Below are 19,705 nucleotides of genomic sequence, written 5' to 3' on the forward strand. Positions count from 1 at the left end.
ACCTATTTTAACTTATAAATCAATCGAGTGGCGCTGCCTTGTGAGAAAAATCCGGGCTTTTTCTCAGCTCAGGCTGGCTTCGCCCCCCAGGGCGGCGACCAGATCGGGGAGAAAACGGGCCAGTTCCCCGGTCATCAGGGCGAAATCTGCGTCAAATTGCTCCGCCGCTGTCTCCGCCTGGGTTTCCGCCTCTTCCTTGATGATGTCCAGGAAGGCCAGACGCTTGATTTCCAGCTTGTCCGTGAGAACGAAGGAGAGCCGGTCTTTCCAGGTCAGGGCGAGGCGGGTGGGTACCTTACCCGCCACGATGTGTTCCCGGATTTCCGTGCCGTCCAGAGGGTGGCGCACATAACGCACCGTGGCCTTTTCCTCCAGGGGGGAGCGGAGTTCGCAATCCCGGTCCACGGTGAAATCCGCCGGGGCTTCCCCGGATACCAGCCAGTCGGTCATGGCCGCCGTGGGGGAAAGCTGGGTGTGCAGGCGGGTGAGGGGGAATTCGTCCAGGGATTTGCCCAGGAGTTCCAGCACTTCGTCCGCCTTGGCGCCGCTGGAGGCATCCACCGCCAGCCAGCCGTGGGCCGTGTCGAGCCAGACAAAGGTGCTGCGCCGCCGGGTGAAGGCCCGGGGCAGGAGTTCTTCCCGTACCCGTTCCTTGATTTCCCGCAGCTGTTTGCGGCCTACCGGATAATCCTGCTGCTCCTGGATTTCTTCGGCCCGTTCCGCCGCCACCTGGTTGATGACCCCGGCGGGCAGCAACTTGGTCTCGGTGCAGGCGGCCAGCAGGTACTGGCGTTCCAGACCATAGGCTAGGCGTTCATCCCGGCAGGGGGAAGCCCAGCCCCGACTCTGCATGTCCTGGTTGCCGCAGGGTTGGAAGCGGTTGCGCCCCAGCTGGGTTTCCAGGGCTTCGGCACTGATCTGCCAATCGGGGGGCAGACGGTAAATCTGTAGATTCTTGAACCACATGGCGGGACTTGTTGAGGCAAAGGGCGAATTTTACGCCAGGAGCCGGGCCCTTGTCCCGACGCCCGGGGTTAGCGTTCGCTGACCGCCAGAATTTCCCGTTCTGGACCGGCCGCCGGAACCTCGGCCTTGAACAGGTAATCGTATTCGGCGGCGGGGACGGGCCGGGATTTGAGATAGCCCTGCATGGCGGTACAGCCGGCGGCCTGGAGGTAGAGCCACTGGGAGCGGGTTTCCACCCCCTCCGCCAGGGTGTGCAGGCCCAGGTGGCGGGCCAGACTGATAATGGCCCGGGTGATGGCCGCGTCCTCCCCATCCCCGGGCAGGTCGGAAATGAAGGAACGGTCGATTTTCAGCTTGTCCAGGCGCAGGCGCTTCAGGTAGGAGAGGCTGGAATAGCCGGTGCCGAAATCGTCCAGGGCCACGGAAATGCCCATTTCCTTGAGCTTTTCCAGGGTCTGGGCGGTGGCGTCCAGATCGTCCATGAGGACGCTTTCCGTTACTTCCAGTTCCAGATGGCAGGGGTCCAGACCCGAGTCCGCCAGGGCGGCGCTGACCATTTCCACAATATTGACGTGGTGGAACTGGACGGCGGACAGATTCACCGCCATGGTCAGGGGCGGATGGCCCTGATCCTGCCAGGCCTTGGCCTGACGGCAGGCTTCCCGCAGCACCCAGGTGCCGATGGGCAGAATCAGGCCACATTCCTCCGCCACCGGAATGAACTTGGTGGGGGGGATCAGGCCCCAGGTGGGGTGCTGCCAGCGCACCAGGGCCTCGCAGCCGGTCATGCGGCCGTCGATGAGGGAGTACTGGGGCTGGTAGAAGAGCACCAGTTCCTGGCGGGCCAGGGCGTGGCGCAGGCTGTTTTCCAGGGCCAGCCGTTCCGAGACCCGGGCATTCATTTCGGCGGTGAAAAATTTGAAGGTGTTGCGGCCGCACTCCTTGGCGTAATACATGGCCGTATCCGCATTTTTCATGAGCTCGTCCGGGGTGGCCCCGTTTTCCGGGAAGAGGGCGATGCCCACGCTGGTGGTGACGCTCAGTTCGTGGCCGTCCACCTCGCAACTGCCCGCCACCGCTTCGATAAGCTTGGCGGCCACCGTGGCCAGCTGTTCCGGGGATTCGCTGTCCGGCAGCAGAATGACAAATTCGTCGCCCCCGATCCGGCTCACCGTGTCGCTGGGGCGCAGCCGGGCCTGGAGGCGCTGGGCCAGGGCGCAGAGCAGCTTGTCTCCGATCCCGTGACCCAGGGAGTCGTTGATGTTCTTGAACCGGTCCAGATCCAGGAAAAGCACGGCCAGCCGGCCCTGTTCCCGCTGGGCGGTGGCCAGGGCCTGACCGATCCGGTCCATGAGCAGCACCCGGTTGGGCAGGCGGGTGAGGGAATCGTATTGGGCCAGCTGGCGCAACTGGGCTTCCGCCGCCTTCTGGGAGGAAATGTCGGAGAAGGTGGCAATGCGGTACAGGGGCCGGTCCTGGTCGTCCCGGACCAGGCTCAGATTGAGCCATTCCGGGTAGGTTTCCCCGTCCTTGCGCCGGTTCCACACCTCGCCACTCCAAGCCCCGTCCTGGTAAAGGGCTTCTTCCATGGCGGTATAGAACTCGGGGGACTGCTGGCCGGAACTGAGCAGGGTGGGGGTGCGCCCCACCAGTTCTTGGGGCTCATAGCCCGTGATACGGCAGCACATCCGGTTGACCGTCAGAATGCGGTTGTTCCGGTCGGCGATGTAAATGCCTTCATTGCCGTTTTCGAATACCTGGGCGGCCAGGCGCAGTTCCCGGGCCTGACGTTCCAGTTCGTGGCTGCGCCGCTCCCGGTCATGGCGATAATGGCGGAAGAGCTGGCCCAGCCAGCGGGAGAAGAACAGGGAAAACACCAGGCAGACGCTCACCGCCACGGCCAGCACCAGAAACAGGGTATGAAGCTGCTCCTGCAAACTCCGGCGCTGGGCGGCCTGGGCCTGGAGCAGGGCCTGTTGCAGGTCATCCAGATAGACTCCGGCCACCAGAATCCAGTCCCATTGTCCCGCCGGGGCCGCCAGGGAAAGCTTGGGGCTCAGGGCTTTCTGGTCCGGGTGATACCAGTCGTAACGGAGATAGCCCCCGTTGCGGCGCCCCAGTTCCAGGGCCCGGCTGATGATGGCCCGGGCTTCCGGACTTTCGATGCGGCCCACGGGGCGGCCTTCCAGGCCCGGGTTGTAGGGGGTGGAGAGGACCCGGCCATCCCGGTGCAGTACGGCGATATAGCCGCTCTGGCCGAAGCGCAGGGTACGCAGCCGGTCCAGGGCCTGACGTTGCAGGTCATCCTCCACATTGCGCCGGTATTCCCCGGCGCCAATGATCCAGCGGAAGGGGCGGAATTCCCGGGCATAGGCCGTTTTGTCCGCCATCTGGCCGGCCCGGCCCTGGGGATACCAGCGGTAATCCACATAGCCGCCCCCGGGCTGTTGGGCGGCGGCCAGGATGCGGGCCATGATGGGCGCGCCCCGGTCATCCCGGTTGCCTTGCAGGGAGCGGCCCTCCAGCTCGGGGCGGATGGGCAGGAGAATGCAGTTGCCGTCCAGATCATCCACAAAAAAATAGCCCCGTCCGTCAAAAAAACGCAGGGGGCGCAGGGCTTCCACAATCAGCCGTTGAATTTCCCGGTCCGGCCTTTTGCCTTTCTGTTGCCGATAAATGGCATCCGCTATCTGGTAGGCCTGGTCCACCTGGCGGTGCAGGTTGGCCCGCAGCACGGATTCGGTCTGGGAGCGCATGTAGGTCAGATAGCTGCGGGCCGAGTCAATTTCCGACTGGAGCCGGGTTTCCTGGCGACGCAGGGTTTCCTCTTCCAGGCGCTGCTGGGTGAGGGCCGCATCCTGGCGGTAACGAACGATGAAATAGCCGCCCAGGGACAGAGCCAGGGCTAGGACGATGGCCAACATGCCGGCTAGCTGGAGCCGGGGCAGGGCTTTTTCGTCAATGGCGAGGCGCAAGAGGGGAACCGATGGGATAAGAGGCCGTTTGCGCCGCAGGGCAAAGGGGCCTAAAAGATGGAAAAGTTTATTACTTAAGTTGTAGTTCGCGATTGTAAGGCCTTGATGTTTCTGGATCAATCGCTTTAATAATTTTTTTATCACTAGCATTAGCGATGTTTATGGGGACGGAGGTAAAGACCCCACAGCCACCAGGGAAGTTCCCGGCCCGGGACGGGGAGGGGGCTTTCTGGTAGCATTGCTCCCCTGTTTTAAGCCCCACGCCCATGCTTTCCTCCCAAGACATTGCCGACCTGTTTGCCGATGACGGCCCCCTGGCCGTAACCATCCCGGGCTACAGGATGCGGAGTCAGCAGGTGGAGTTGGCCCAGCACATCGGCGGCGCCCTGGCCGCCAATGGCACCCTGGTGGCGGAAGCGGGCACCGGCACCGGCAAAACCTTTGCCTATCTGGTCCCGGCCCTGCTCTCCGGCGGCAAGGTGATTATCTCCACCGGCACCAAAACCCTTCAGGATCAGCTCTTCAATAAGGACATCCCCACGGTGCGGGGGGCCCTGGGGGCGCCGATCAAGGTGGCCCTGCTTAAAGGCCGGGCCAATTACGTCTGCCCCTATCACCTGGACCGGGCCCTGCTGGACGGCCGCTTCCAGACCCGGGAAGACGTTTCCGCCATTCAGCGCATCGCCCGTTTCGCCAAAACCACCCGTACCGGGGACAAGGCGGAATGCCTGGACGTGTCCGAGGATTCCCCGGTCTGGTCCATGGCTACTTCCACCCGGGACAACTGCCTGGGCCAGGAATGCCCCTATCACAAGGACTGCTTTGTTCTCCAGGCCCGCAAGGAAGCCCTGGCGGCGGACGTGGTGGTGGTCAATCACCACCTGTTTTTCGCCGACGTGATGTTGAAGGACGAAGGCTCGGCGGAATTGCTGCCCGCCTGCAATGCGGTGATTTTTGACGAAGCCCACCAGCTGCCCGAGACCGCCAGCCTGTTTTTCGGGGACAGCCTGTCCACCGCCCAGGTACTAGAACTGGCCCGGGATTCCCGTAGCGAAGGCCTGGCCTCGGCCCGAGATTGCCTGGATTTGCAGGACGCTACCCGGCGCCTGGAAAAAGCGGCCAAGGACCTGCGCCTCTCCCTAGGGGTGGAGCCTGGGCGCTACACCTGGGCCCAGCTGGCGGAGCAGGCCACCTTTCTTTCCGCCCTGGAAGGCCTGGACCAGGAACTGGAACAGACCGCCGCCATTTTGGAAAACCAGGCGGAACGGGCGGAAGGCCTGGAAAACTGCTGGCGCCGAGCCAATGAGCTGCGGGCTCGGCTGGCCGCCTGGCAAAAGGAGGAACCGGGAGTGGTGCGCTGGGGGGAAACTTTCAGCCAATCCCTGCAACTCAATTCCACCCCCCTGGATGTGGCCAAGCTGTTCCGCAAACAGATGGAAGGCCATCCCCGGGCCTGGATTTTTACCTCCGCCACCCTGGCGGTGCAGCAGGATTTCAGCCACTACTGCAATCAGATGGGTCTCTGGGGCGCCGAGTCCTCCCGCTGGGAAAGCCCCTTTGAATATGGTCGTCAGGCCATTCTCTACGCCCCCCCGGGTCTGCCCGATCCCAATATGCCCGGTTTTACCGAAGCGGTGGTGGAGGCGGCTTTCCCCGTGCTCAAGGCCTGTGGCGGCGGCGCCTTTTTTCTGTGCACCTCCCTGCGGGCCATGCGCCGCATCCATGAATTGCTGGCCGCTAAACTGGAAGATGCCAAGCTGGACTTTCCCCTGCTGCAACAGGGGGACGGCAGCAAAAACGAACTCCTGGAGCGTTTCCGGCGCCTGGGCAACGCGGTGCTGGTGGGCAGCCAGAGCTTCTGGGAAGGGGTGGATGTGCGGGGAGAGGCCCTCTCCCTGGTAGTCATCGACAAACTGCCCTTTGCCCCTCCGGACGACCCGGTGCTCAAGGCCCGCATCGAGCAGTTGGACAAGGAAGGGCGCAACGCCTTTATGGAATACCAGCTGCCCCGGGCGGTGATTAACGTCAAGCAGGGGGCGGGGCGCCTGATCCGGGATGAAACGGACCGGGGGGTGCTGATGATCTGCGACCCCCGCCTTATTTCCAAGCCCTATGGCCGCCGGGTGTGGCGCAGCCTGCCTCCCATGCGGCGCAGCCGGGACCTGACCGAGGTTCTGGAATTTTTCGACGGGGACCTCTGAAGCACCCCGTCCCGCCCTTTAAAGCTTTGCCCATGTCTATTTCCCTTACTTCCCCGGTGACCGCCGGGGCCGAAAACCCCGCCGCCCGTCTTAACCGGGATTGCCTCGCCGCCGCCCCCGAGGCCGCCGCCCTGTTGCGCCTGCTGGCTGCCGGGGCCGGGCCGGAACGGGCCCGGGAGGCGGAGCAGTTCTGGAGCGCTCTGGCCCAGACCCATCCCCATCTTTTTGCCCGGACCGGGGTATTCGTCAGCGAAACCGACCTCAAGGCCATGGCTGAATTGGTGGAGGTTATGGAAGAGGTGGTGGCCTTGCCCGCCTATCGCCAGCAGGCTCTGGCCCAGGCGCCGGGCATCGCTGCCTTTGAACCAGGTAGCGCCGGGGTGTTCCTGGGCTACGACTTCCATTTGAGCGATCAGGGGCCCCGGCTCATCGAAATTAATACCAATGCGGGGGGCGCCTTGCTCTGCGCCCGGCTGGCCCACAATGCGGACCCCCGGGCCTGGGGGGGCTGTCCTGAAGGTAAGGCGGCCCGGCCCCTGGTGAGCGACGGTGCCGCCCTGGAAGCCAAGCTGGTATCCATGTTCCAGCGGGAGTGGTCTCTCTTCAAAGTGGCGGGTGGCCTCAATCGGCCCCTGCGCACCATTGCCATTGTGGATGATGCCCCCGAGTCCCAGTTCCTGGCCCCGGAATTTCATCTTTTCAAAAACCTTTTCGAGAACTGGGGCTGGCGCGCCCTGGTGGTGGATGGGGCGGCCCTGAGTTGGGATGGGGAAAAGCTCCGGGCCGGGGCACAGGTCATCGATCTGGTCTATAACCGGCTTACCGACTTTTTCCTGGAACAACCGGCCCACGCCGCCCTGCGCCAGGCCTATCTAGCCCGGGCCGTGGCCCTGACGCCCAATCCCCGGGCCTATGCCCTTTATGGGGACAAGCGCCACCTCACCCTGCTCTCCGATGGGGAGCGCTTGGCCGAACTGGGGGTGCCGGAAGCCTGCCGTCAGGTGCTCCTGGCCCGGATTCCCCGTACCGTGGCGGTAACGCCGGAGGCCGGGGAACGTTTCTGGCAGGAGCGGAAGCAATGGTTCTTCAAGCCCGCCACCGGCTTCGGCAGCCGGGCGGCCTACCGGGGGGACAAGCTGACCAAGCGGGTCTTTGGGGAAATCCTGGCGGGCAATTACGTGGCCCAGGCCCTGGTACCGCCGTCGGAACGCCGGATCGGGGCCGGGGAGGAGGGGGCCAGCCTGAAACTGGATGTGCGCAATTACGCCTATAACGGCCAGGTGCAACTGGTGGCCGCCCGGCTCTACCAGGGCCAGACCACCAATTTCCGTACTCCGGGGGGTGGCTTCGGCCCCGTATTCGGGGTGGGAGAGCTTCCGGCGGAAGCTTGAGGTCGCTTGTCCCGGGGGACCGACAGGTCGGGCCTTCGTAAGGCCCTTGGGGAGCCGATGGGCGGGGAAGGGTTGGAAGGTCCTGTCTTTCCCCTTTTTAACCGGAAAGCTTTGGGCCCTGAAAGGTAGAAGGCATAGGCACCTTCCCGATCAAGTATGGCGGCCGGCAAAAGGGGCGCCACAGGGGGTGCCGATATTGCCGCTCCCTGACTCAGGTCCGGCCCATGGGTACCCTGACCCTCTCTCCCTGAACCCTTGATCCTCTCAACCAAAGAAAAAGCCGCGAAATTCGCGGCTTTTTTGTGGCTTCCCGATCTACGGGAGTGGCGCCCTAGTTGGTCTTGAAGCGGCTCACAGCCCCGTGGAGGGATTGGGACAGCTCCTGGAGATGGCGGGCGGCATCCGCCGTGGCGGTGATGGCCTTGGCGCTTTCTTCCGACATCTGGGCGATGTGCTCAATGCTCTTGGCCATTTCGCTGGAGGCCGTGCTTTGTTCCCGAATGGCGCCGGTGATGTCATTCACCACCTCATTCACCCGCTCGGCCCCGGCCTGGATCTGGTTGATGGAAGAGCCGGCCTCGTTGGCCAGTTCCACCCCCCGTTCCACCTGGGTGACCCCCTGTTCCATGCTGCTCACCGCATTGCGGGTGCCGGACTGGATTTTGGTAATGGTTTCCCCGATTTCCTGGGTGGAAACGCTGGTCCGTTCCGCCAGCTTACGTACCTCGTCCGCCACCACGGCGAAGCCCCGGCCCTGTTCCCCGGCCCGGGCGGCTTCAATGGCCGCATTGAGGGCCAGCAGATTGGTCTGGTCGGCGATTTCCTTGATGGTATTGACGATGGAGGTGATCTGGTCGGACTGGTGTCCCAGTTCCTCGATGATGGAGGAGGAGGCCTGGACCGCTTGGGCGATCTGACGCATTTCCTCCGCCGCGTTGTGAATCACCTGGGCCCCCTGTTGGGAGGCGTTGCCCGCGTCCGTGCTGATGCCGTGGGCTTCCTTGGCGTTTTCCGCCACCTGGTCGATGCTCACGGTCATTTCTTCCATGGCGGCGGCCATGGAGGCGGCGGCCTCGCTCTGCTGCTGGGCGGCGGTGGATACTTCCTCCGAGGCCTGCAACAGCTGGGTGGCGGCGCTGGATACCTGTTCTGCGTCACCGATCACCTCGCCGATCATCTGGCGCAGGGTGTCCTGCATACGCTTCATACCCGCCACCAGGCTGGAGTCGTCCCCCGTGGCAAGCCGGATGGGGGTGCTGAGATCGCCAGAGGAAATGCGCTGGGTAATGGCCAGCACTTCCGCCGGTTCTCCCCCCAGGGTGGAGAGCAGATTACGCCGTACGGCAAAGAGGGAACCGGCGATCAGGGCGGCGATGGCCAGGCCCCAGAGCACCAGCTTGGTGGCGTCTTCCCAGAAAATGGCGGTGACGTCATCCACGTAGATGCCGCTGCCCACCACCCAGCCCCAGGGCTGGAACAGGGAAACGTAGGAAATCTTTGCCACCGGGGCGTCGGAACCGGGCTTGGGCCATTGGTAATCCACAAAGCCCGCGCCTTTTTCCTGGGCCGTCTGGGCGAATTCCTTAAAGAGGAATTTGCCGTCCGGGTCCTTGATGCCCCCTAAGTCCTTGCCTTCCAGCTCCGGCTTAATGGGGTGCAGGACCATGCGGGGGGCCAGATCATTGATCCAGAAATATTCCTTGCTGTCGTAACGCAGGCCTCGCAGGGCGGCAATGGCCTGACGCTTGGCGTCGTCCTGGCTCATCTGGCCGCTCTGGGCCAGTTGGTGGAAGTGGGCTACCACCCCGGAGGCGGTTTCCACCAGATTACGGACCTTCTCCTGCCGGTCATGGAGCAGCATGTTCCGTTCGTTGTTCAGGGTAATGGCGAACAGAATGGCCAGGGAGGCCAGGGTCAGGACGATGAGGAGGAGAAACTTGCCCTTTACGGAGGCGGGTTGGGCTGAAGCCATGGCGAATCCCTTATCGGTTATTGTCTTGGTTCATGGGGCACCCTGATTAACGGCAGGCCGCGCCAATACTGAAGCTTAACGTGGTCCCCGACCCTTGCCAACCCGGGGCGGGGTGCCCGGGTCGGATTTTTCCTACCCTTTTATTCCACCTGGAAGTGACTCACCGTCTGATGCAGTTCCTTGGCGATGGTGTCGAAGCGGCGGGCCGCCTCTTCGGTCTGGCGAACGGCGTCCGAATTGGTGTCCGCAATGCGGGCAATGTTCTCCACATTGACCGCAATATCCTCGCTGGCGGTTTTCTGTTCCCGCACCGAATTGCTGATGTCGTCCATGCCCTGGTGGGAGGCTTCCACGGAGGTGGCGCTTTCTTGGAGCACCTGGGCGATGCTGTCCAGGGCGGCCTGGGTGTTACTCAGGGTATCCACGCTGCTATGGACCGTATCCAGCAGGGAGGTGGATTTACCGCTCAGGGACTGGGTGACCCCGTCGATTTCGTTGGCGGACAAGGCAGATTTTTCCGCCAGCTTGCGCACCTCGTCCGCCACCACGGAAAAGCCCCGACCCGCGTCCCCAGCCCGAGCCGCCTCGATGGCCGCGTTGAGGGCCAGCAGATTGGTCTGGTCGGCGATGTCCTTCACCTCTTCCGTGAGCCGGTTAATGGTGTTGGCGCTCTTTAGGTAGTCCTCCACGGAGTGGGACATTTCCTGGATGGATTGCTGGATGCGGGTAATTTCCTCCAGCAACTGGGCCGCGGATTCGCTGCCCTGGTGGGAAAGCTCCCGGCTTTGGGCCGACTTCTGCCGCACCTGATCCGCCGCATCCGCCACCGTGGCGATGCTGGTGGTGAGCTGTTCCACTTCGGCGGCAATGGCGGCGGCGGATTCGCTTTGGTGCTGGGAGGATTCGGAAGCCTGGGCCACGTTGCCCGTGAGGGCGTGGGCGGACTGGGTCATCTGGGTGGCGGCGTTGCGGATATTGCGCACCGTGGCCTGGAGGTCCGCCACAAAGCGGTTGAAGTGTTCCGCCACCCGGCCGATTTCATCCCGGGAATCCACGGGCAGGCGGTGGGTCAGGTCGCCGCTGCCGGAAGCCAGCTGGGCCATGGATTGTTCCAGGTGGGAGAGGGCGGTAATGAGGTGGCGGGAGAGGAGGGTGAGCAATATGGCGCCGATCACCAGGGCCGCGCCCCCCAGGAGCCCGGCCCCCAGGGCCCGGTCATTGGCCTCGTCCTTCACCGCCGTACGGGTGGCGGCTACCGTCTTACCCTGGGCGTCGATCTGATCCACCAGGGCGCCTTTGATCTTGCGCCAGGCCGGGGTTTCTTCCTTGTTCAGGGTGGCGATGGCGCCGCTCTGATCTTCCTTGGCCTGTTCCAGAATGCGCTGGCGCACCGGGGTCAGGGTCTGCCACAGGCCTTTCAGCTCGGTCACGGCCTGGGCCTGATCCGGGGTGCCGGGAATGGTGGCCGCCTTGTCCAGATCGCTCAAGAATTGCTCATCCGCCTTTTTCAGGTTTTTGTAGGCCTGGGGATTCTGGGGGTCCAGGATGATGTTGCGGATGGCCTGGCCGGTTTGCAAACCCTGGGCGTACATGTCCTGATAGATGGAGAGCCGGGCCTGATCCTGGTCGATGAATTCAGCAAAATGATCCCCGAGACGGTCCAGGGCCAGCAGCGCATAAGCCAGGGCGCCCAGAAAAACCAGGGCGACCGCCAGGGAAGTGGCAAGCAGGGGTGTGGCGACGCTGCGGGCGTTACGGAACATGGCGGGAATCTCCTTCAGGCAAATGGGGGCGGGCGGGACGCCAGGGTGGCGCCTTTGCCTTATTTTACAAGGCTCTTTGGTTTATTCTGAGTTTCTAATACTTCCGTAATAGTAACAAATCCTAGGGATATTCTGGCCCTCTTTTGGTCAGTCCCAGGTCAGGCCGGGGCGTGGAACTGGCCATGGCAAAAGGGTAAGTTGCCCATTGAAAAAAACCGGCCCGGCCCCATGTACCGGCCTGAAACGATTTTTCCGAAAGGCGGAACCCATGCGCTTCGACAAATTCACCACCAAATTCCAGCAAGCCCTGTCCGATGCCCAGAGTCTGGCCGTGGGGGGCGACAACCAATTCATCGAGCCCCAGCACCTCTTTCTGGCCCTTTTGAACCAGGAAGAGGGGGGCAGTGCCTCCCTGTTGTCCCGGGCCGGGGTCAATGTGCCGCCCCTCCGGGCCGCCCTGGAACAATCCCTGCAACGGCTGCCCAAGGTGGAAGGCACGGGCGGGGACGTGCAGGTGGGCCGGGATTTGGCCAATCTCCTTAACGTGACGGATAAGGAAGCCCAGAAGGCGGGGGACGAATTCATCGCCTCGGAAATGTTCCTTCTGGCCCTCACCGGGGACAAAGGGGAAGCGGGACGGCTGGCCAAGCAGTACGGTCTGCAACGCAAAGCCCTGGAGGCGGCCATTGGGGCCGTGCGGGGCGGCCAGAACGTGAACAGCCAGGAAGCGGAAAGCCAGCGGGAAGCCCTGAAAAAATACTGTATCGACTTAACCGAACGGGCCGCCCAGGGCAAGCTGGACCCGGTGATTGGCCGGGACGACGAAATCCGCCGGGCCATCCAGATTCTGCAACGGCGCTCCAAAAACAATCCGGTGCTGATCGGGGAACCGGGGGTGGGCAAGACCGCCATTGTGGAAGGGCTGGCCCAGCGCATCATCAATCATGAAGTGCCGGAAACCCTGAAAAACAAGCGGGTGCTGGTGCTGGACATGGCCGGCCTGCTGGCCGGGGCCAAGTACCGGGGCGAGTTCGAGGAACGGCTGAAGGCCGTGTTGAACGACATCGCCAAGGAAGAGGGCCGCATCATCCTCTTCATCGACGAAATCCATACCATGGTGGGGGCCGGCAAGGCGGAAGGGGCCATTGACGCGGGCAATATGCTCAAACCGGCCCTGGCCCGGGGTGAGCTCCACTGCATCGGCGCCACCACCCTGGACGAGTACCGCAAGTACATTGAAAAGGACGCGGCCCTGGAACGGCGCTTCCAGAAGGTGCTGGTGGATGAACCCAGCGTGGAAGCCACCATCGCCATTCTGCGGGGCTTGCAGGAAAAGTATGAACTGCACCACGGGGTGGAAATTACCGACCCGGCCATTGTGGCGGCGGCGGAGCTTTCCAACCGCTACATCACCGATCGTTTCCTGCCGGATAAGGCCATCGACCTGATCGACGAGGCCGCCGCCCGCATCAAGATGGAAATCGACTCCAAGCCCGAATCCATGGATAAGCTGGATCGGCGCCTGATCCAGTTGAAGATCGAGCGGGAGGCCATGAAAAAGGAAACGGACGAGGCCTCCAAAAAGCGTCTGGCCCTGATCGAGGAAGAAATCGGCCAGTTGCAGAAGGAATACTCGGACCTGGAAGAAATCTGGAAGGCGGAAAAGGCCCAGGTGCAAGGCTCCGCCCACATCAAGGAAGAGATCGACAAGCTCCGGGCGGAAATCGCCAAGCTGCAACGGGAAGGCAAGCTGGATAAGGTGGCCGAGCTCCAATACGGCAAGCTGCCCCAGCTGGAAGCCCAGTTGAAGGCGGCGGAAAAGGCCGGAGATGGCCAGGCCAAACCCAACCGGCTGTTGCGCACCCAGGTGGGGGCGGAAGAAATCGCCGAGGTGGTGTCCCGGGCCACGGGCATTCCCGTTGCCAAGATGATGCAGGGGGAACGGGACAAGCTCCTGAAAATGGAAGACCGGCTGCACCAGCGGGTGGTGGGTCAGGACGAGGCCGTGCGCCTGGTCTCCGACGCCATTCGTCGCTCCCGGGCCGGGCTTTCCGACCCCAACCGGCCCTATGGCTCCTTCCTCTTCCTGGGCCCCACCGGGGTGGGTAAGACCGAGCTGTGCAAAGCCCTGGCCGAGTTCATGTTCGATAGCGAGGAACACCTGATCCGCATCGACATGAGCGAGTTCATGGAAAAGCACTCCGTGGCCCGGCTCATCGGCGCGCCTCCGGGATATGTGGGCTACGAAGAAGGGGGCTACCTCACCGAGGCGGTGCGGCGCAAACCCTATAGCGTCATCCTGCTGGATGAGGTGGAAAAGGCCCATCCGGACGTGTTCAACGTGCTGCTCCAGGTGCTGGACGACGGCCGCATGACCGACGGTCAGGGCCGTACCGTGGATTTCAAGAACACGGTGATTGTCATGACCTCCAACCTTGGCAGCCAGATGATCCAGCAGATGTCCGGGGATGATTACGGCGCCGTCAAGGTGGCGGTCATGGCCGAGGTGAAGACCTACTTCCGCCCCGAGTTCATTAACCGGATCGACGAAGTGGTGGTCTTCCACGCCCTGGACGAAAAGAACATCGCCCGGATCGCCAAGATTCAGCTGGGCTACTTGGAAAAACGCCTGGCCCAGATGGAAATGGGCCTGGATGTTCAGGATTCCGCCCTGGCCGAACTGGCCAAGGCCGGTTTCGACCCGGTGTTCGGCGCCCGCCCCCTGAAACGGGCCATCCAGCAGTTCATCGAAAACCCCCTGGCCAAGCAAATCCTGGAAGGCAAATTTGCGCCCAAGGACACCATCCGGGTGAGTTGCGAGAACGGGGTGATCAGCTTCGCCAAAGCCTAGGAGGCTTTGGGAGGCCCTGCCGGGGACGGTGGGGCGTTAAAAACGGCGGGTTCCGAAGTTTCGGGTCCGCCGTTTTTTTAGGAGAAACTGTTGAGTATATGAGCTATTTTGGTGACTTTTCTCCAGTGCTTATAGGGGGCTCCTGAGTTGCGTTTAATGATTCGTTTGCATCTAATCCGCTTTTTACACTGTCTCCCTGTGCTGCCAGTGATTTTTCGTTTTTTTCCGTGAGGGTCTGCGCAATAGAGGAAAAGCCGGGAATTTTTGAGAGTACATCAAGAGATTTTGAGAGTTTTGAACTGTTTTCAAGAACTTCCATTAAGGGGTGGTCTGCTTTGTTGTAATCTGTAATCAGTTTTCCGGGGTTTTCTGAACTTACTTGTAGTACGTTATAAAGTAGTTTGGTCCATAGTTCATTTCTTACTGGACTATCCTTGGGTAAGGACTCGATTTGATGAGATAGCCCGGAAAATGTCTTCCCTAGTACAGCCTTATGCGTGTACTCTTCAATGAGTCTCTTGGATAAGTTAATTTTTTTTGCATATGAGTACGCAAGCCATAGGATGGGAAAATAGAGGGGTAAGATGGATATTATAAGGTGGGGGGTGTCTTTTATGACGCTCGTCAGTTCCTTGTTTTTTAATGCCAGTAAATATATGTCAATTAAGAATGGAATAAGTGAGGCCGCCACAAGGAGTCCAATTGTTGTTTTGAAGGTGCTTTCAAATCGTTTGAGATCTTTCTTTTCTTCGCCTGTTTTGCTCTCATAAGCAGCGCTCAATCCAGCCGCAAGCCCTCCTGGAAGTAGGTTTTTAAGCTCTATGGTGACGGAATCTATCTCCGCTTTTGCAGAGGAAATAATTTCTTTGACGTTTTCTTCCCGCTGGGCTATGGAATTGTTGTGGGCGTCTTCTATTATTTTTGTCTTGTTGTCTATGATGTCTTGAAGGGTTTGTATTTCTAGCGATAAGGCTTTGTATGTATTCTGTAGCTCATCTTTTATGCCGTTTGTGTGACTAATTTTCCCGTCTTCTGTTTTAATGTCTTCCCCGTATATTTTTTTATATAAATCTTCTATATCCTGCTTTCGTTTTGATGATTGAGAAAGTAGTCCATTGATAGATGCGGAGTTTGATTCTGCGTTTTCTAAGAGTTTTTCTAATTTTTGGGTATCTTCGGGAATGTTCTTTGTCTTTTCGAGGTGGTCGAGGATGGTTTGTTTTGACGCCTCAATGCTAACAATGACTTCGCTAATTTTCTTTTGATCGGCAATTGAGTTTGTGTGCAGCTGTATGACTTCTTGTATTTTTTCCCCTAATTTGGTGTTCGTGTCTTTTGTGGTTTGTTGTAGTTCCTTTAGTTTGGATACGTCTTCCTCTACACCTTTTTTAAGCGATTCTTGTAGGGATAGTATTTCATTAATCGTTTTTAACGAGCTTTCTGCGGCAGCTTGATGCTCGGTCGTTTTAAGGGCCGCAGTTCTTGCGGACTCCTCAAGGTCGGATGTCTTTTGCTTTAATAAAACTTCTAGATCGTTTATTCTTGGAATCGTCTCCTCTCTGTTTGCTTTGCCTTTTGTTTCGAGGGAAATGTTTCCTATCTTAGCTGCGATTTCGTTCTTAAATTGCTCGAAGTCATCCTTCTTGAGGTAGCCCAGGAAATCCATAGTCGTCTCGTAGAAAAAATTTTTGAGGAAATTATCAAAAGATAAACGTAGCTATCTATGTATCATTTTTTTAAAGATGCATAAAGTTGCTTGTAGCATAGCTAAAATCACCGAACTAAATTTTTTGCGTTACGCAAATGCCTTCTAACCCCCTCCCGATCCCTCTCATTCCGGTTCTGGCTCATTTTCCATTTGCCCTGTAATTGGGTAACCGCTAATTCAATACCCACTACCGCCTTGATTTGAGCGTTCAAATAGCCTTCTGGGGCGTCTTCCTGTTGCCAGGGGCGGGGCTGGGTGGCTTCCTGCTGGGTGGTGAGAGCGGAGAGTAATTGGCGTAGGGCCTGGGGCTCGGTGATGATGTGGAGGGGGCCCTGGGCTTCCACCACGGCGTAGTTCCAGGTGGGGGCAACCTTGCCGTGTTCCTGTTTGCTGGGATACCAGTTGGGGGTGATATAGGCGTTGGGGCCCGTGAATACGGCCAGGGCTGGGATGTCTGGGTTAAAGCGCTGCCATTGGGGGTTGGCCCGGGCTAGGTGGCCCCGCAGCACCCCCTGGGGCGCGCCTTCCCGGGGCGTGGGGTCATAGAGCAGGGGCACGGGGCTGAAGTCCAGGCCCTCCGGCCCCAGGGTGACCAGACTGGCCAGGGGGTATTGCCCCATCAATTCCGCCAGGGTGGCCGGGTCGCTTTCACGAAAATGGCTGGGGTTGTACATGGGCGGGCCTAAGGGGCGAGGGGGGTGAGATGGGGAAAGCGCCGCTCCAATGGTTGGCGGGCGGTGATTGCCTCCGCGCTTCGCCCCTGGGCCTGGAGCCAGGCGCTGAGCCGTTCTTCATCTTCCGGGGTCTGGTCATCCGCTGCCCTGGCCTGTTCCAGGTGGGTCAAGGCTTCTTCTCGTTGTCCCAATTGCCATTCGGCCTGGGCCAGGAGGGAGAGGGCGGGGTGGTGGTAGGGGTGGAGGGCCAGGGCCTGGCGGGCGGTGGCGGCGGCCTCCGCCGGGGCGCCGTCCTTGAGTAGGGCCTGGGCCTGGGCGGTGAGGGCCTGGATACGGGGCACCAGCTCCCGATCCAGGTGCCAGCGTATGCCCCGCTGGGCGAATTCCCGGGCGTGGTGGGGGTGGGCCTGGTGGTCCGGGCGCAGCTCGTAAAAGCAGGTGTGGGCGTTGTTGCTGGCCCAGGTCATGTTTTTCAGCTCATTGAAGAGCAGCCGGTCTTCTCCCGTGCCGTCGTCAAAGGCGGCCAGGGACCAGAGGGGCAGGTAGAAGAGGGTGGCTTCCCGGTCCAGAAGCAGGTTGCTGGGGCTGACGAAACCGCCGTAGCGTTCTGCGTTAATGCCCTTGCCCGGCCCCAAGGAATCCCATTCGTCCGGGCAGAGGGGCCAGCCGGTGACCTGATCCACCATCCAGCGCAGGGAGAAAGCCCATTGCTTGCCCGCTACAGCGGTGAGCAGGCTGGAAAGGTGGTTGCCGGCGTACCAGTCGTCGTCATCCAGATAGGCCAGATAACGGCTGTTGGCGGCAAAGGAAAGAATGGTGCGCAGGGCGCCGCTGTAATGGTTGCTGAACAGCCCCCCGTGGCGCTTGGAGGTGGAATAGCCCGGGTTGAAAAGATAGAGGCTGACCTTGGCCGGGCATTCCGCCACCAGTGTATCCAGCAGGGATTCCAGACCGGGTTCCGCCTTATCCACCCCGATAAGGAGCTGGATGCGGCCGTCCATATCCTGGTGAAAGACGGAGCGGGCGGCCCGCAGCAGGCTGGGGCGGCCCGTGGTGGGCAGGATGACGGCCACGTCAAAGGGCCGCTGGGCGTCTTCTCCGTGGGTCAGGGGCTGGAGCAGGGAAGTGGGGGCGGGGGCGATGGGCATGGGGTAGCAAAAGAAAGCCCGGCGGGGCCGGGGCGACGGAGCCATTGTACGACAGGGGAATAGGCGGGCAAGGGGCGGGGGCCTTTGCCGGGCGGTGTTAGCCCTTGGGGGAGGGGAAAGCTCCTTGGGCCGGGGAAGGGGGTTGCCGTTTTTCGTTGCGGCGAACGGTGCACAAAAAAGCCGGAGCAAGGCTCCGGCTGGGGCGGGGGGGGCTGTTCCGACCCCCGTCTTTCGGGGGAGGGGACGGGGCGGCCGACTTTTAGCCTGGGCGTTAAGCCACCCGGAAGCCGGAAATGGCCTGGTGCAGCCGTTCCGCCAGGGCGTGGAGCTGGTCACTGGCCTGGCTCACGCTCTGGGTGGCGGCGTGGGATTCCTCCGCCGTGCCGGCGATCCGTTCCATATTCTGGGCGATGTCCGTGGCCGCGTGCTGTTGTTCTGCCACGGAGGCGGAAATTTCATCCACCCCGTGGGCCGAGCCTTCCACCGCCTGGCGGGCGTGGGTGAGCTTGCTTTCCACCGCTTCCGCCAGTTCCCGGCTGGCCGCAATAGCCTGTTCCCCGGCGCTGATGGCGGTTTGAACGGCTTCGGACTGGGCGCCGATGGCATGGGTGACCGCGTCGATTTCCCCGGCGGAGTGGCCGGATTTTTCCGCCAGCTTACGCACCTCGTCCGCCACCACGGCGAAGCCCCGGCCCTGTTCCCCGGCTCGAGCGGCTTCAATGGCCGCATTGAGGGCCAGCAGATTGGTCTGGTCGGCGATTTCCTTCACCTCCTGGGTGAGGCCGGAAATGGAGCGGGTGGAGGCCACGAAGTCCCCCACCTTGTGGGCGATTTCTTCCATGATCCGGGAAATTTCCTGGATTTCGTCCGCCAGCCGGGTGACCGCCGCATTGCCTTCCTGGGATTTGTCCACGCTTTCCCGGGCCTGGCGATGCACGTCCTGGGCCGTGTCCGCCACGGTGGTAATGGCCACGGTGAGTTCTTCCACGGCGGCGGCACTGCTGGCCACCGCATTGTTTTGCTGTTCCGAGACGGTGGAGAGGGAGTCAGTGGATTGGGAAATTTCCCGGGCCGAGGCGGTGACCTGTTCGCTGGACTGGCGTACTTCCCCAATCAGGGTCTGGAGCTGGCCGATCATGGCGTTGAAGGACTGGGCAATGTGGCCGATTTCATCCTGGCGCAGCACCGGCGCCCGCTGGGTCAGGTCGCCGCTACTGGAAATGCGGTCCATGGTCTGGCCCAGGCCGACGAGGGGAGCGGTAATGGAACGGACGATGATTAAGGCGATGACCCCCAGCAACACCAGGGCCGCCAGGGTGGTTAGGAAAAGACCGATGCGCACCGTGCCGTAAACGTCCGCCGCATTGGCGTTTTCTTCCCGGTTAAGGCGTAGGGCCTCGTCTCCCAGGTCGGTCACCAGCTTGTCCACCGCCTGGGTGGGCGCCCGGTCTATGCCTTTGACCTGCTTATCCACTGTACCCGCCGGGTCGGCGCTGCTCCGGTCGTAATGGTTCAGGGCGCTGCGGTAGGCCGGGCCCAGCTTGGCGAAGGTCTCTTCCACCGCAGCCACCTGGATACGGTTTTCCAGGTGCAGGGCGGCCACATTGGCTTGCAGCTTATTTAGCCGATCCGTGACCTGGGCTTCCTGTTCCCCGAATCCCTTCAGGTATTTTTGAAAGGCTTCCGGGTCCTTGCCCCGGAGCAGGATGTTTTTCCACTCCTGAACCTGAATCTTGAAATGGACCTGGGCGGCCCGGGCATTATCCACGGCCTCCAGCAGTTGCTGGCGCTGACGGCCGCTTTGCTGAAAAAGATTGTCCAGGGCGCTGATCTGCCAATAGGCAAACAGGCTGATGGCGGCGAGCAGGACGATGGCGACGAGAGTCAGGCCGTAAAGGCGGTGACGGATGTGGAGCTGCATGTTTTCCCCCGAGATCGAAATTGGAGCAAGCAATCTTCTACAGGTGCGGCGTTCCTGCGGTGTCCGGCCTGGGCCGGTTGATTTTGCTCTTCTTATGCCGTCGGGTTGGTACGGGTGGCGCCGACCGTTCCAACG

11 protein-coding genes are annotated in these 19,705 nt (G+C 61.2%); 3 read left to right on the forward strand and 8 right to left on the reverse strand.

All coding sequences use genetic code 11. From position 1 onward, the window contains the following. Positions 1 to 63: 63 nt before the first annotated feature. Together Azoinq_RS13765 and Azoinq_RS13770 are read right to left on the reverse strand one after the other, a co-directional pair. Positions 64 to 966 carry a recombination-associated protein RdgC gene (locus Azoinq_RS13765; protein ID WP_216128335.1) on the reverse strand — a complete coding sequence of 301 codons (903 nt, stop codon included), beginning with the start codon at positions 964 to 966 and terminating at the stop codon, positions 64 to 66. Positions 967 to 1,034: 68 nt separating this feature from the next. After that, positions 1,035 to 3,941 (reverse strand): bifunctional diguanylate cyclase/phosphodiesterase, encoded by a 2,907-nt coding sequence (locus Azoinq_RS13770; RefSeq protein ID WP_216128334.1) that lies wholly within the window; start codon positions 3,939 to 3,941, stop codon positions 1,035 to 1,037. 266 nt (positions 3,942 to 4,207) lie between these two features. Here Azoinq_RS13770 and Azoinq_RS13775 point away from each other — a divergent pair, with 266 nt between their 5' ends. Beyond that, positions 4,208 to 6,142, forward strand: coding sequence for an ATP-dependent DNA helicase (locus Azoinq_RS13775; protein WP_216128333.1), 1,935 nt, complete (start codon positions 4,208 to 4,210; stop codon positions 6,140 to 6,142). Between the two features lie 32 nt (positions 6,143 to 6,174). After that, a complete protein-coding gene (locus Azoinq_RS13780; protein WP_216128332.1) occupies positions 6,175 to 7,533 on the forward strand; it encodes a hypothetical protein in 1,359 nt (452 codons plus the stop codon). A gap of 331 nt (positions 7,534 to 7,864) precedes the next feature. Here Azoinq_RS13780 and Azoinq_RS13785 read toward each other — a convergent pair whose 3' ends face one another. Further along, on the reverse strand, positions 7,865 to 9,505 hold the full coding sequence (locus Azoinq_RS13785) for a methyl-accepting chemotaxis protein (RefSeq protein ID WP_216128331.1): 1,641 nt from the start codon (positions 9,503 to 9,505) through the stop codon (positions 7,865 to 7,867). Positions 9,506 to 9,645: 140 nt separating this feature from the next. Continuing rightward, the gene (locus Azoinq_RS15160; RefSeq protein ID WP_216128330.1) at positions 9,646 to 11,268 is read right to left on the reverse strand and encodes a methyl-accepting chemotaxis protein; all 1,623 of its coding nucleotides are present in this window, start codon (positions 11,266 to 11,268) and stop codon (positions 9,646 to 9,648) included. 268 nt (positions 11,269 to 11,536) lie between these two features. Here Azoinq_RS15160 and clpB point away from each other — a divergent pair, with 268 nt between their 5' ends. Then, entirely contained in the window at positions 11,537 to 14,119 is a 2,583-nt protein-coding gene (gene clpB / locus Azoinq_RS13795; RefSeq protein WP_216128329.1) for an ATP-dependent chaperone ClpB, read from the forward strand. A gap of 103 nt (positions 14,120 to 14,222) precedes the next feature. Here the strand turns inward: clpB and Azoinq_RS13800 are convergent, their stop codons facing one another. The 4 genes from Azoinq_RS13800 to Azoinq_RS13815 form a co-directional block, all read right to left on the reverse strand. Beyond that, complete coding sequence (locus tag Azoinq_RS13800) at positions 14,223 to 15,785, reverse strand: hypothetical protein (RefSeq protein WP_216128328.1); 1,563 nt, start codon at positions 15,783 to 15,785, stop codon at positions 14,223 to 14,225. A gap of 107 nt (positions 15,786 to 15,892) precedes the next feature. Beyond that, on the reverse strand, positions 15,893 to 16,501 hold the full coding sequence (locus Azoinq_RS13805) for an FMN-binding negative transcriptional regulator (RefSeq protein WP_216128327.1): 609 nt from the start codon (positions 16,499 to 16,501) through the stop codon (positions 15,893 to 15,895). A gap of 8 nt (positions 16,502 to 16,509) precedes the next feature. Beyond that, a complete protein-coding gene (locus tag Azoinq_RS13810) occupies positions 16,510 to 17,649 on the reverse strand; it encodes a tetratricopeptide repeat protein (protein ID WP_216128326.1) in 1,140 nt (379 codons plus the stop codon). Between the two features lie 271 nt (positions 17,650 to 17,920). Further along, positions 17,921 to 19,570 carry a methyl-accepting chemotaxis protein gene (locus Azoinq_RS13815; RefSeq protein WP_216128325.1) on the reverse strand — a complete coding sequence of 550 codons (1,650 nt, stop codon included), beginning with the start codon at positions 19,568 to 19,570 and terminating at the stop codon, positions 17,921 to 17,923. Positions 19,571 to 19,705 lie beyond the last annotated feature (135 nt).

The sequence above is a fragment of the Azospira inquinata genome (assembly GCF_018905915.1).
Taxonomy (GTDB): domain Bacteria; phylum Pseudomonadota; class Gammaproteobacteria; order Burkholderiales; family Rhodocyclaceae; genus Azospira; species Azospira inquinata.

Bases quoted from the DNA above. Each gene is read 5' to 3' on its own strand.
- Azoinq_RS13765 (WP_216128335.1), bottom strand. From the start codon at position 966: ATGTGGTTCAAGAATCTACAGATTTACCGTCTGCCCCCCGATTGGCAG.
- Azoinq_RS13775 (WP_216128333.1), top strand. From the start codon at position 4,208: ATGCTTTCCTCCCAAGACATTGCCGACCTGTTTGCCGATGACGGCCCC.
- Azoinq_RS13780 (WP_216128332.1), top strand. From the start codon at position 6,175: ATGTCTATTTCCCTTACTTCCCCGGTGACCGCCGGGGCCGAAAACCCC.
- Azoinq_RS13785 (WP_216128331.1), bottom strand. From the start codon at position 9,505: ATGGCTTCAGCCCAACCCGCCTCCGTAAAGGGCAAGTTTCTCCTCCTC.
- Azoinq_RS15160 (WP_216128330.1), bottom strand. From the start codon at position 11,268: ATGTTCCGTAACGCCCGCAGCGTCGCCACACCCCTGCTTGCCACTTCC.
- clpB (WP_216128329.1), top strand. From the start codon at position 11,537: ATGCGCTTCGACAAATTCACCACCAAATTCCAGCAAGCCCTGTCCGAT.
- Azoinq_RS13800 (WP_216128328.1), bottom strand. From the start codon at position 15,785: ATGGATTTCCTGGGCTACCTCAAGAAGGATGACTTCGAGCAATTTAAG.
- Azoinq_RS13805 (WP_216128327.1), bottom strand. From the start codon at position 16,501: ATGTACAACCCCAGCCATTTTCGTGAAAGCGACCCGGCCACCCTGGCG.
- Azoinq_RS13810 (WP_216128326.1), bottom strand. From the start codon at position 17,649: ATGCCCATCGCCCCCGCCCCCACTTCCCTGCTCCAGCCCCTGACCCAC.
- Azoinq_RS13815 (WP_216128325.1), bottom strand. From the start codon at position 19,570: ATGCAGCTCCACATCCGTCACCGCCTTTACGGCCTGACTCTCGTCGCC.